11 protein-coding genes are annotated in these 12,752 nt (G+C 66.7%); 4 read left to right on the forward strand and 7 right to left on the reverse strand.

The features are described 5' to 3' along the window. Positions 1–11: 11 nt before the first annotated feature. The gene (locus ACX9NE_RS20300) at positions 12–1,013 is read right to left on the reverse strand and encodes a MaoC family dehydratase (protein ID WP_459362740.1); all 1,002 of its coding nucleotides are present in this window, start codon (positions 1,011–1,013) and stop codon (positions 12–14) included. Positions 1,014–1,076: 63 nt separating this feature from the next. Between ACX9NE_RS20300 and ACX9NE_RS20305 the strand changes: the two genes are divergently transcribed. Beyond that, entirely contained in the window at positions 1,077–2,234 is a 1,158-nt protein-coding gene (locus ACX9NE_RS20305) for an acyl-CoA dehydrogenase family protein (RefSeq protein ID WP_459362739.1), read from the forward strand. A 103-nt stretch (positions 2,235–2,337) separates the two neighbouring features. Next, on the forward strand, positions 2,338–2,718 hold the full coding sequence (locus ACX9NE_RS20310) for a CD225/dispanin family protein (protein WP_459362738.1): 381 nt from the start codon (positions 2,338–2,340) through the stop codon (positions 2,716–2,718). Here the strand turns inward: ACX9NE_RS20310 and ACX9NE_RS20315 are convergent. Further along, positions 2,712–3,650: an enoyl-CoA hydratase/isomerase family protein gene (locus tag ACX9NE_RS20315; RefSeq protein WP_459362777.1), complete on the reverse strand. Its 939-nt coding sequence runs from the start codon at positions 3,648–3,650 to the stop codon at positions 2,712–2,714. The genes ACX9NE_RS20310 and ACX9NE_RS20315 overlap by 7 nt on opposite strands. A gap of 2 nt (positions 3,651–3,652) precedes the next feature. Then, a complete protein-coding gene (gene fadD4 / locus ACX9NE_RS20320; protein ID WP_459362737.1) occupies positions 3,653–5,176 on the reverse strand; it encodes a fatty-acid--CoA ligase FadD4 in 1,524 nt (507 codons plus the stop codon). Positions 5,177–5,411: 235 nt separating this feature from the next. Here fadD4 and ACX9NE_RS20325 point away from each other — a divergent pair, with 235 nt between their 5' ends. Continuing rightward, complete coding sequence (locus ACX9NE_RS20325; RefSeq protein WP_459362736.1) at positions 5,412–6,878, forward strand: B12-binding domain-containing radical SAM protein; 1,467 nt, start codon at positions 5,412–5,414, stop codon at positions 6,876–6,878. Positions 6,879–6,941: 63 nt separating this feature from the next. Here the strand turns inward: ACX9NE_RS20325 and ACX9NE_RS20330 are convergent, their stop codons facing one another. The 3 genes from ACX9NE_RS20330 to ACX9NE_RS20340 form a co-directional block, all read right to left on the reverse strand. Next, entirely contained in the window at positions 6,942–8,162 is a 1,221-nt protein-coding gene (locus ACX9NE_RS20330) for a sodium:proton exchanger (RefSeq protein ID WP_459362735.1), read from the reverse strand. Between the two features lie 336 nt (positions 8,163–8,498). Further along, positions 8,499–9,554 carry an S-adenosylmethionine:tRNA ribosyltransferase-isomerase gene (locus ACX9NE_RS20335; protein WP_459362734.1) on the reverse strand — a complete coding sequence of 352 codons (1,056 nt, stop codon included), beginning with the start codon at positions 9,552–9,554 and terminating at the stop codon, positions 8,499–8,501. Next, positions 9,551–10,258 carry an SDR family NAD(P)-dependent oxidoreductase gene (locus tag ACX9NE_RS20340; RefSeq protein WP_459362733.1) on the reverse strand — a complete coding sequence of 236 codons (708 nt, stop codon included), beginning with the start codon at positions 10,256–10,258 and terminating at the stop codon, positions 9,551–9,553. The genes ACX9NE_RS20335 and ACX9NE_RS20340 overlap by 4 nt, the downstream gene beginning before the upstream one ends. 56 nt (positions 10,259–10,314) lie before the next feature. On the opposite strand from ACX9NE_RS20340, the gene soxR reads away from it, so the two are divergent. Then, positions 10,315–10,776, forward strand: coding sequence for a redox-sensitive transcriptional activator SoxR (soxR, locus tag ACX9NE_RS20345; RefSeq protein WP_459362732.1), 462 nt, complete (start codon positions 10,315–10,317; stop codon positions 10,774–10,776). A gap of 10 nt (positions 10,777–10,786) precedes the next feature. On the opposite strand, the gene ACX9NE_RS20350 is transcribed toward soxR, so the two are convergent. Continuing rightward, positions 10,787–12,628 carry a phosphoenolpyruvate carboxykinase (GTP) gene (locus tag ACX9NE_RS20350; protein ID WP_459362731.1) on the reverse strand — a complete coding sequence of 614 codons (1,842 nt, stop codon included), beginning with the start codon at positions 12,626–12,628 and terminating at the stop codon, positions 10,787–10,789. Positions 12,629–12,752 lie beyond the last annotated feature (124 nt).

Here is a 12,752-nt window from a genome sequence, read left to right on the forward strand (position 1 = left end):
GGCCCGGCAGGTCAGAACAGCAGCGCGCGGAAGCGCCAGTCCAGCACCTGCCGGTCCGGCCCGCCCGGGTCATCGCCCACCGCGTAGACCAGCGAACGCAGCCCCAGGACTCCCGCGTCAGCCGACTCGATATGCAGCTCGCTGTAGACGGTGTCGCCCTCGTGCACCGGACCGGTGTGATCGCAGGACTCCCAGCCCAGCACGGTGACCAAATTCGGCAGCAGCCGGTTTGCCTGCGCGAACGCCAGCCCGATGGTGTGCCCTCCGTACACCAGCCGCTGCCCGCCCACGCGCGAATCATGATGAGTCGCAGCGATATTCAGGGTGAGGCGAGCGAGTTCGGGCGCACTGCTGACCACATCGCCGGTGCTGTGCAGCACCGCACCGGCCAGGCCGGCGTCGAAGTGCGGACCCGGCACCTTGCGGCGGAACGCCTCGGCGTCCCACCCGCGCCACGGATCCACGGCGGCCGGTGCCGCGTCGGCTCCGACGGCGGACAAATCGTCGCCGCGATCGGATCCCGGCGCCCAGTCCGGGCCGGCCGGCAGCATCGCGCAGCGATAGAAGTCCAGCACCAACCGATCGGCCTGGTCGATGGTCGTCATGCGCAGCGCCGCCATGCCGGTAGGCGCGCGGCCCGGCCTGGCCTCGTTGGCGCGCAGGCCCACGACTTCGGTTCGGGTGCAGAGTGTGTCGCCGATCACCGGGAACCGGTGGAACGTCAGTCCGCGGTAGAACAGGTTGGCCTTGACCCGCTGTGTCGCCGGCGTCGACTGCCCGATCGCCACGTCGCAGACCAGCCCCGGGTGCGCCAGGGCGGCAGGCGCGCCCGTCACTGCGGTGCACAGATCGGCATCCAGCGCCAGGCGCAGCCGGTCGCCGATGATCGCCTGGTGGGCGGCGGCCAGGCCCGTCGACAATGTGGCCGCCGGCGCCCAGTCGAACACCTGGCCCACGGCGAGGTCGTCGAAGTAGGGACCGCCGGCACGAACGTCCCGATAGCCGTGAGTCACCACGCCAATGCTGGCAGGCTCTGAAAGGCTGGTGCACCGGGGGTCAACAGGGAGGCGCTGAGGATGAGCACTGAACTCGACGACGACGAAGCAATGCTGGTCGCGACGGTCCGGGCGTTCATCGACCGCGACGTGCGGCCTACCGTGCGCGAGGTCGAGCACGCCAACGCCTACCCCGAAGCGTGGATCGAGCAGATGAAGCGCATCGGCATCTATGGGCTGGCCATCGAGGAGGAGTACGGGGGTTCGCCGGTGTCGATGCCGTGCTATGTCCAGGTGACCCAGGAACTCGCGCGCGGCTGGATGAGCCTGGCCGGCGCGATGGGCGGGCACACCGTGGTCGCCAAGCTGCTGACGTTGTTCGGCACCGCGGAGCAGAAGCGAAAGTATCTGCCGCTCATGGCCACTGGTGAACTGCGCGCCACCATGGCACTGACCGAAGCGGGCGGTGGCTCCGACTTGCAGAGCATCACCACCACGGCACTGCGCGATGGCCCGGATATGTTGGTGGTCAACGGTTCCAAGACCTGGATCAGCAACGCGCGGCGCTCCGGGCTGATCGCGCTGCTGGTCAAGACCGACCCGAATGCCAGACCACGACACCGGGGTATTTCGGTGCTGCTGGTCGAGCACGGGCCGGGCCTGACGGTGTCCCGCGACCTGCCCAAGCTGGGCTACAAAGGTGTCGAGTCGTGCGAGCTTTCCTTCGACGACTTCCGGGTTCCGATGTCCGCGGTGCTGGGCGGCGTGATGGGGCAAGGCTTTTCGCAGATGATGAAGGGCCTGGAGACTGGCCGGATCCAGGTCGCCGCGCGAGCACTGGGGGTGGCCACCGCCGCGTTGGAGGATGCGCTGGACTATGCCCGGCAGCGCGAGAGTTTCGGCAAGCCGATCTGGAAGCACCAGGCGGTCGGGAACTACTTGGCCGATATGGCAACAAAACTCACCGCCGCCCGCCAACTCACCCGCTACGCCGCGCAACGATATGACAGCGGCGAGCGGTGCGACATGGAAGCGGGCATGGCCAAGCTGTTCGCATCCGAGGTGGCCATGGAGATCGCGTTGAACGCGGTGCGGATTCACGGCGGCTACGGTTACTCCACCGAATACGACGTCGAACGCTACTTCCGGGACGCACCACTGATGATCGTCGGCGAAGGCACCAACGAGATCCAGCGCAACGTCATCGCCGCGCAACTGGTGTCCCGCGGGGGGATATGACGGCGCGGCCCGATTCGCGCTGCCCGCGCGAGCTTGGTTGCTGTATATTTGCCTGACTTGTCCTGCCGCCAGCAAAGTGGCGACCCAAGGGAAGGCAGCGGCCATGAGTTATCCGTCGGACCCCTACGGCGCCAACCCGGGCTGGCAGGGCCAGCCGCCACCCGGCTACGGAGGACCGCCCGCCTACGGGGCCGGGCCGGAGCCGGACAACTACCTGGTGTGGGCGATCCTGAGCACGGTGCTCTGCTGTCTGCCGGCGGGAATCGTGTCGATCGTCTACTCCACCAAGGTGTCCGGACTGTGGGCGCAGGGGCGCTACGGCGAGGCGCAGCAGGCTTCGCGCAACGCGAAGAAGTGGGCCATCATCAGCGCCATCGTGGGCGCCGTGGTGATCGTGGTGTCGATCATTCTCTACATCATCGTGATCGCGGTGGCCGTCTCGAACACGCCGTCCACCACGTACACCACCTATTCCGGCTACTGAGCAAACCCGATCGCGTCCACCAGTCCCCAGGCCAGCGCCGTCCGGGCATCGACGGTGTGACCGGACAGCACGAGGTAGGCGGTACGCCAGCGGCCGATGCGCCGCGTGACACTGACGGTGCCGCCCGCGCCCGGGATAAGCCCCAGGCCCAGTTCGGGGAGGCCGAACACGGCGTCCTCAGCCGTCTCCACCCAGCCGCAGAACGCGGCCATCTCCAGTCCGCTGCCCAGCACCTGGCCGTGCACCTGCGCGCGGCAGGCCTGGCCGAGCCGCGCGGTGAGTTCGTCGAGCACCAGGGCCGGGCTGTGCCGGGTGCGGGCCAGGTGAGCGCTGGCCGGGTCGGCGAAGGTGCCGAATTCGGCCAGGTCTCCACCACTGCAGAAGGAAGGGCCGTTGCCGCCCAACACGATTCCGCGCACGGACGGATCCAGTTGGGCCACCGCCAGCGCCTCCAGCAACGCCGCGCGGGTACCGGTGCAGAACGCGTTGTGCCGTCCGGGCCGGTTGAACCTGACCCGCAGGATATCGCCGTCGCGTTGCACGGCAACGGGATCGGCGCTGTCGGGCATCCGGGCGGGTCCGCGCTGCGCCAGCCAGCGGGCGAATTCCGGGCCGGCCTGCAGAGTCGAATAGGCCAGCGACTCGGTGATCACGCCGGCCGAGGTGGCACCGGAGGGATCAAAGCAACGCAACACGTCGTCACAGACCGCACTGGCGATCGGCCAGTGTTCGCAACGCCGCTGCAGCTCGGCCAACACCCGCGGCACCGAATCCACCGCGACCACCCGCCGATCGTCGGAAGGTTGCTCGGACAACGTGAAAGTCGCGATCTCCAGCCAGTATTCGCTGCGCGGCGACCCATATGCGACGATCACGCCGGGCGGCGCCGCCGCAGCGGGCTCCGGCGCGCTGGACAAATCGACCGTCCGCAGGGTCACACCGAATACTTCTCGATCAGCTCGTTCTTGTACAGCTTGCCGGTGTCGGTGCGCGGCAACTGCGCCTCGAACACGATCGCACGCGGACACTTGAAGTGCGACAGTCGTTCTCGCAGCCACCCCGACAACTCCCCGGCGAACGCCTCGGTGGCGTCGGCCGGGTCGACGGTCTGCACGGCGGCCATCACCCGCTGGCCCATCTCGTCGTCGGGGACACCGAAGACGGCCGCATCCAACACCTTCGGGTGGGTCACGAGCAGGTTCTCGGTCTCCTGCGGGTAGATGTTCACCCCGCCGGAGATGATCATGTGGTGGCGACGGTCGGTCAGATACAGGTAGCCCTCGTCGTCGAGAAAGCCGATGTCCCCGACCGTCATCCAGCCGTGCGTGTCGCGGGAGGCGGCGGTCTTCGACGGGTCGTTGAGGTATTCGAACGAATACCCCCCTTCGAAGTAGATCTCGCCGGGGTGTCCTGGCGGCAACTCATTGCCGTGCTGATCCAGGATGTGTACCGCGCCCATCATCGGTTTGCCCACCGAACCCGGATGCGTCAGCCACTCCTCGGCGGTGATCAGCGTCGAACCGATCGCCTCCGAGGACGCGTAATACTCGTCGACGATCGGTCCCCACCACTCCATCATCTGCTTCTTGATCAAAACCGGACACGGCGCGGCTGCGTGCATCACGCGTTTGAGGCTGGATAGGTCATACGAATTGCGCACGTTCTCAGGAAGTTTCAGCATCCGAACGAACATTGCCGGGACGAACTGGCCGTGCGTCACCCGGTAGCGCTGGATCGCGTCCAACGTCCCCTCCGGATCGAACTTCTCCATGACCACGGTCGTCAGACCTGCGGCCTGCACCGTCAACGACCACACCGACGGCGCGGTGTGATACAACGGCGCCGGGCTCAGGTACACGGTGTCGGGATCCATCCAGAACCCGACCAGCCCCGACATCATGCCCGGCGCCTCTTCCGGTGGCACATGCGGCAATTCGCGTTTGATGCCCTTGGGCCGGCCGGTGGTACCCGACGAATACTGCAGCAGGTCACCCTCGATCTCATCGGGAATCGGGGTATCCGGCTGATCCGCAACACATTCCGGGTAGCGCTGCCAGCCCTCGAGATCACCGTCGGCGAGAAGCAGAACATCCGGCAAACCGTTGGGCAGCTGCTCGCCGAGCGCCGCGCAGACCTCACGCAGCGCCCCCGAGCCGACGATGGCCTTGGCGTTGCTGTTGTCGATGATGTAAGCCGCCTCGGCCGCTGTCAGATGGCTGTTGATCGGCACGTAGTACAGCCCGCTGCGCCGCCCCGCCCACATGACGGCGTGCATGTGCTCGTTGTTCTCCATCAGGATGGCGACGACGTCAGCCTCCCGCAGGCCGGCCTGCCGGAAGTAGTGCGCCAGCCTGTTGGCGCGCGCCTCGAGTTCACCGAAAGTCACCACGGTGCCGGACGGGTAGAGGATCACGGCGGGCTTGTCGGGGTGGGCCTGCGCGTGCGGGCGAATCTGCATGGGCCGACTGTACGTCGCGGGCCCGCCCCGACTGCGGCGGGGATCGTCGCCAGAACCGCGGCGGCCGGCGCTCGATCCTGCCCGCTCAGCAAAGTTTGCTGGGATGTAGCTGATAATCGCTGTTACGGACGTTCGGCACGCTAACATAGCCCCTGTCCGTTTCCTGGTTTCGAGCCGTGGAGACCGATAGCAAACCTGATCATCGAAACCTGAACATTTTTCGCGGAGTTCTGACGTGACGACTCTTCTTGTCAACCCTCCCGGCGCCCGTCAAGGAGGACGGTCGTTCGTCAATGCCGTAAAGCTCGGAGACCCGCGGCAATACTGCTCCCTGCCCATGGAGCACCTGGGAATCATGTCGATCAAGGCTCACGCCGCGGCACAGGGGCTTCACATCACCACTGTCGACGGTTTGGCCGACGGCCACTCGTCGCAGGAAGAGACCTGGCTGGCCATGCAGCGTTCCGTCGCGTCGTCGGGTAGACCGCAGCTGGTCGGTTTCTCGTGCATCGATAACTTCGGTGAGGTGCTGTGGCTGGCGCAGCGCGCGAAGCAAGCCTGGGCGGGTGTACCGGTCGTCATCGGCAACGTGATGGCGACACTGAACCACGAGCGCATCCTGCGCCAGCACGACTGCTTCGACTTCGTCATCGTCGGCGACGGTGAAGTAGCCTTCACCGATTTGGCGATGGCGGTAGCCAATGATGCTGCTGTCGGTGACATACCCGGGCTGGCACGCCGCGACGACACGGGAAGGATCGTGTACTCGCCCTCCCGCCTGGTCGACCTCGACACGTTGCCTTGGCCGGCCCGCGACTCGTTGCCTACCGTGCTCGGAAACGGATTCGCCGCCGCGGTCTTCACGACGCGCGGCTGTCCGTATCGCTGTTCGTTCTGTGGAACCGGGGCGGTGTCGGCGATGTTCGGCAAGGACAGCTACCGGACCAAGTCGATCGACTCTGTTGTCGACGAGATCGAATATCTGGTGTCGGATTTCGGCATCGGTTTCGTGTGCATCACCGACGACCTGTTCGTGACCAAGCACCCCGGTTCGCAGCAACGTGCGGCGGATTTCGCCAGCGCGATCCTCGCTCGTGGCATCAAGATCGATTTCATGCTCGACGCCCGGCTGGACTCGGTCGTCGACCTCGGATTGTTCAAGCACCTGCACCGGGCAGGCCTGCGGCGCGTGTTCATCGGCTTGGAGACGGGCTCCTACGAACAGTTGCGCGCTTACCGCAAGCAGACCATGACCCGCGGAGCGGATCCGGTGGAAACCATGGGCGCCCTGCAGGACGTCGGAATCGAGATCATCCCCGGGTCCATCATGTTCCACCCGACGGTGCAGCCCGACGAGCTGCGCGAGACGGCACGCCTGCTTCGCGTGACGAAATACGGACTCGCACGTAAGTTGATGAGCCGGATCGTTCCGTACCCGGGAACGCCTTTGTACGAAGAGTATTCGGCGGCGGGATATCTGACCTCGGAGTGGCCGCTCGGTGAATGGGAATTCGTCGATCCGGAGGCCACGCGCACATACGCCGAGACCGTGGCCCATATCGACGGACCGGTGCGCCCGACCTTCGACGAGGCTGAGTCGCATCTGCTCTCGCGGCTCGGTGAGTGGGGCGATGTCCTTGCCGGCCGAGCCGCTGCAACGGCGGGCAGGGTGCCGGCCGGCGCATCGTGCCGGAGTCGATGACTTGACCATCGTCGCCGCGGTACCCGGGGTCAACCGGGACGTCCCGGCGCTAACTCCGCGCCGTCAGTCAACGAACGGCGCGCGCAGCGTCGCCAGCACATGCCGGCGGTTCACCATCAGCGCGCCGGCGGCCATCACGGCATAGACCGCGCTGAGCACCAAGCGGGCGTGCGTCGAGGCGATCGGGAACTGCACCAGAAACAGCACCAGCAGCGCCCACGCCGTGGCGCGGTGGAAGCGCAGCGCCAGAATCAGCGCCACCCCCATCAGGGTCTGCGTGGCGGTCAGCAGCATCTCCTCGATCTGCCTGCCATCCAGCATCAGCTGAGTTCCGCCACCGCCGGCCAGGTGGGCGACCGGCAGCGACCCCATGAGCAGGGTCCACTGGTTGACCTTCGACGAGATCAGCGTCGCGATGGCAGCGGTGCCTTTGCCCCTGCTGGCGAAGATGATCGCGATCACGAACTCGGGAGCTTCGGATGCCAGCGGTGCCAGCCACTGGACCAGCAGGAACCGATCGACATCCAACTCGGTGCCGGCGCCGATCAAACTCTCGGCGAAAGGTTTTGCGCAGGCCAGCACCACCACGGCGGCGGCGGTGAACAGCGCGATGACGGCAGCGCGACGGGCACGGACCGGCAGCGAGCCCAGCACCGCGGCGGTACCTGTCAACTCCGGCTCCTCAACACCGCCGCGGCTGAGTTTGTACAGGTAGCAGCCGAACCATGCCAGCAACGCGACGCCCAGGGTCAGGTGGATGCGTCCCGTCACCGGCACCACAACGGCGACACACCCCGCGATCAGCAGGAACCCCAGCTCCACCCGGTTGCCGCGCTCGAGCTTCAGCGCAGCCGTACGGCCGCCGGTCTTGCGGGCCACCCATAGCGCCACCAGCACCACCACCGGCCAGCCCAGGCCCATCAACAACCGGTTGGAGCCGGTCATGTTCGCCGCGGCGTATTGGGTGTACTCGGCGTGGGAACCGGACCGGTAGGCGTAGTAGAGGTCGACGGCGTATTCCGGCAGCACCGCGATCAGGGCGAGAATAGCGATCGCCAGACCGCCGGACACGTCGAGTTGTGCCGCCTCCGCCGCCCAGGCGAGCAGAAAGCTCGCCGCCACGACGGCCGCGCCGTATGCCACCAGCGAGAGCACCGGTGTGGGGTGCAGACCCGCGCAACGAATGACCAGCGCGGGTGCGATGAAGACCAGAGTGGTGAGCAGCGAGCGCAGCAGCGCGTCCGCGGGGGTCCGGGTCCGACGGCGTTCGGCGATCACGGCCATCTGGCGTCCTTCGGTTCCTGCGATCCGGGCCCCGTCGGTGACGGCGAGACTTCGGACCGACTGTCTGTCGGCCGAAGGTCTCGCTCGCCGGAATCTCCCCGGTGGATGACCGGGCGACCGAAATCGCCAGCATGTCGATCACCCGCAGTCGCCGGCGCAGAGCCGGACGATCTGGAACTACTCCCCTTCGCTACCGCGAGGCTAACCCGCTTCGCGACGTCTGGCAACTTAGCGAAGCTACGAGTTTCGAAGTGTCCGCAACCGATAGTTGCCGCTCAATGCCCTGGAAATATAGTTTCGCACGTACGAATAAATGGATTCGGCAAACCCCATTCGTCAGCGATCGGCCCCTTCCGGCAGCAACAGGGCGCTGTCGCCGAACTCGTGCCACAGGTATCCGTGTGCGACGGCTTCCCGATATGCCAGGGCGACCAGCTCGGGGCCGGCGACGGCCTCCAACAGCAGCAGGTGGGAGGCGCCGGCGTCGTGCCATCCGGTGATCAGCCCGTCGACCACCCGGCACCCACGATCGGGACCGAGCACCAGATCCGTCCAGCCGACAACCGGGTGTACGACGCCGTCGACGCCGGCGGCCGACTCCAGCGCCCGCGTCACCGTGGTCCCCACGGCCACCACCCGTCCCCCGGCCGCGCGGGTAACGTTCACCAGCCGCGCGGTGGCGGGCGGCACGGCGAACGGCTCGGGCGCCGGCGCCTCCCCGGCCTCCGCCGACGACACCCCGGCGTGCAGGGTCACCGGGGCGATCGCAATGCCGTCGGCCACCAGCGCGGATACCAGCTCCGCGCTGAACGGACGTGCAGCGCTTGGCATTTCGGCACTGCCCGACAATCGCGCGAATACTGTTTGGTAGTACGTCAGCGGCCATTGCCGCGGCACGTAGGCGTAGCGGATCGGTCGGCCGTACCTGGCCAGATAGGAAGTCACGTCACCTTCGACCACTACCCGCGTTAACCACAGCCGGCCGCCCTCGCCGCCGCGTTCCGGATATGACGACGTGGTGACGATCGCGGCGCCGCCCGGCATCTCGATGCGTTCACCCACCCGGATGTCGGTCAGGTATCCGGTCGCATTGCCGGCCGGGCGCAGCTCGACCACCCACAGTTTGCGGGCCCGCGCCGTGGCGAAGTGAACGGTGATCGGGTGGCCGTCGCGGCGGCCGTCGATCGCGGCCGGCAGCGTCGCGGAGTTGTTGACCACCAGCAGGTCACCGGGGTGCAGGTGGTCGCCAACGTCGGCAAATCGGACGTGGCTGACCCCGGACGGGCGCGCGACCAGCAGCTTGACCCGCTCGCGCGCGACGCCGCGGGCTTCCGGTGGTTCGGCCGCATCGGAGTCGGGCGGCCGCCGGAAGCGGGTGAGCGCGCCGATCACGACGGCACCCCCGCCAGCTCCGTTGCCCGGTACCGACCGGCGACCGGTCTGGTGTCCAGGAGGCGCAGCAGCGCCGGTACGACGGATTCCGGATCGGCGCGATCGGAGATGTCCTGTCCGGGGAATGCGGCCTGATGCATCTCGGTGCGCATGTCGCCCGGATCGAAGGCGTATACCGGCACGGTGGTCAGCTCGGCCGCCAGGATCGCGGACAGCTGGTCCAGCGCCGCCTTCGAGGAGCCATACCCGCCCCAGCCGTGGTACGGCTCTACGGCGGCGTCGGAGCTGAGGTTGATGATCATTCCCGCGTTGCCGGTCAACGCGGGCAGCGCCGCCTGGATCAGGGCGAGCGGGGCAAGCACATTGGTGTCATAGACGGCGCGCAGCTCGCTCGCCGGATAGTCGGCCAGTACGGGTTGCGGACTGGGCCCGAGCCGGCTGGCGTTGTTGACCAGTAGGCGAAGCGGCCCTGCTCGGGTCGCGGCGGCCACCAGCGCCGCCCGATGCGACGCGTCGTTCACGTCGCCGACCACTGTGCTAAATCGCGCTGAATTAAGCTCTCGCGCAGTGGATTCCAGTTCCGTGCCGCGCCGGGCGTCGCCGACGACCGTCCAGCCGCGGCCAAGCAGACCCGCGGTAAGCGCACGGCCAAACCCGCGTGAGGCGCCGGTCACGATGGCAACAGGATTTTCGATGAGCGTCATACCGCCATACTGGTAGTTGAAGTCAACTTTAAGTCAACTCCGGTCTGAGGTTCACCATGAATGATCTGTTCACCGTCGGCGAATTGGCCCGGCGCAGTGGCTTTGCGCCGTCTGCGATCAGGTTCTACGAGAGCACTGGTCTCATCCACGCATCCCGGACGTCCGGCGGGCAGCGCCGCTTCGAACGGCAGATGCTGCGCCGATTGGCCTTCATCCGGGCCGCCCGCAACGTCGGACTGAGCCTGGACGAGGTCGCGGCCGCGCTGGCCAAACTGCCTCACGGCCGCAATCCCACCCGGGCCGACTGGACCAAGCTGTCCAAGGACTGGCGGGCCCGGCTCGACGACCAGATTGCCGGACTCGTGGCACTACGCGACAGCCTGGACTCGTGCATCGGCTGCGGGTGCCTGTCGTTGCAGCGGTGCGCCATTTCCAATCCGGGCGACTCGGCAGCGGTCGCCGGACCGGGAGCGGTTTATCTACCGAAATCGCTGCGCCGGCAACACATAGCCCGCTAATTTGGCCGCGCTATTCGGCGTCGCGCAACCGTTCTTTGAGCGCGTCGAACTCGTCCCGGATGCCGGTCGGCAGCTTCTCGCCGACGAATTCGAGCCACTCCTCGATCAGCGGCAGTTCCGCGCGCCACTCTTCGGTGTTGACTTTCAGCGCCTCGGCCACGTCGGCCGCGTCGACATCCAAGCCATCCAGGTCCAGATCCTCGACGGCGGGAACGGTGCCGATCGGGGTGGTCACGCCGCCGGCCTTATGCTCGATGCGGTCGACTATCCACTTGAGCACCCGGCTGTTCTCGCCGAATCCGGGCCACAGGAAGTGGCCGTCGTGGCCGCGGCGGAACCAGTTGACGAAGAACACCTTCGGCAGCTTGGACTCGTCGGCGTTCTTACCCAGATTGATCCAGTGCTGGAAATAGTCGCCCACGTTGTAGCCCAGGAACGGAAGCATGGCCATCGGGTCGCGGCGCACATTGCCGACCTTGCCCTCGGCGGCCGCGGTCTGCTCGCTGCCCAGAGTGGCGCCGATGAACACACCGTGCTGCCAGTCGCGGGCCTCGGTGACCAGCGGAACCGTGGTCTTGCGGCGACCGCCGAACAGGATGCCGGAGATCGGCACACCCTGCGGGTCGTCCCACTCGGGAGCCAGGATCGGGCACTGCGACATCGGGGTGCAGTAGCGGGAGTTGGGGTGTGCGGCGTTGGTCTCCGTCTCGCGGAAGTACCAGTCGTTGCCCTTCCAGTCGATCAGGTGCTGCGGGTCGCCTTCCAGGCCCTCCCACCACACGTCGCCGTCATCGGTCAGCGCGACGTTGGTGAACACGGTGTTGCCGCCGGCGATGGTGCGCATGGCGTTCGGGTTGGACTTCCAGTTGGTGCCCGGCGCCACGCCGAAGAAGCCGAACTCTGGGTTGACTGCATAGAGGCGGCCGTCCTTGCCGAACCGCATCCAGGCGATGTCGTCGCCCAGGGTTTCGGCGCGCCAGCCCGGGATGGTGGGCTGCAGCATCGCCAGGTTGGTCTTGCCGCAGGCCGAGGGGAACGCCGCCGCGAAGTAGTACGCCTTGTTCTCCGGCGAGATCAGTTTGAGGATCAGCATGTGCTCGGCCAGCCAGCCCTCATCGTGGGCCATCGCCGAGGCGATCCGCAGCGAGTAGCACTTCTTGCCCAGCAGCGCGTTGCCGCCGTAGCCGGACCCGTAGCTCCAGATCTCGCGGGTCTCCGGGAAGTGGGTGATGTACTTGGTGTCGTTGCACGGCCAGGGGACGTCTTCTTTTTTAAGGCCCGATTCGTCCTCCAGGGGGGCGCCGACCGAGTGCAGCGCCTTCACGAAGAACCCGTCGTCACCGATCTTCTCCAGCGCCGCCTTGCCCATCCGGGTCATGGTGCGCATCGAGACCACGACGTACTCCGAATCGGTGATCTCGACGCCGAGCTTGGGGTCCTCGGCGCCCAGCGGGCCCATGCAGAACGGCACCACGTACATGGTTCGGCCGCGCATGCAACCGCGGTACAGCTCGGTCATCAACGAGCGCATCTCGGCCGGGTCTTTCCAGTTGTTGGTCGGACCGGCGTCGATCTCGCGCTCGGAGCAGATGAAGGTGCGGGACTCCACGCGGGCGACGTCGGACGGGTCGGACAGCGCGAGGTAGGAGTTGTGGTGCTTCTCCGGGTTGAGCCGCTTGAACGTGCCGGCCTCGACGAGCTGGTCGGCCAGCCGCTGGAACTCTTCCTCGGAGCCATCGGTGAAGACCACCCGCTCGGGCTGGGTGAGTTCGGCGACCTCCTGCACCCAGGACAGCAGCCCCTGATGGTTGGTGGGTGCGGTGTCCAGCCCGGGGATGGTCGCTGAGGTCATCGAACTCTCCTGAATTCTGCTGCTCGGGTAATCGTCGGTTCCAGTGGGATGCGTGTTCAGCACACTTAACGCTTTCTTATACAGATTATCGCGCTTAACTTGTCGCGTAAGTCCCAGGAGGGTA

This window comes from Mycobacterium sp. ML4 (genome assembly GCF_054515735.1).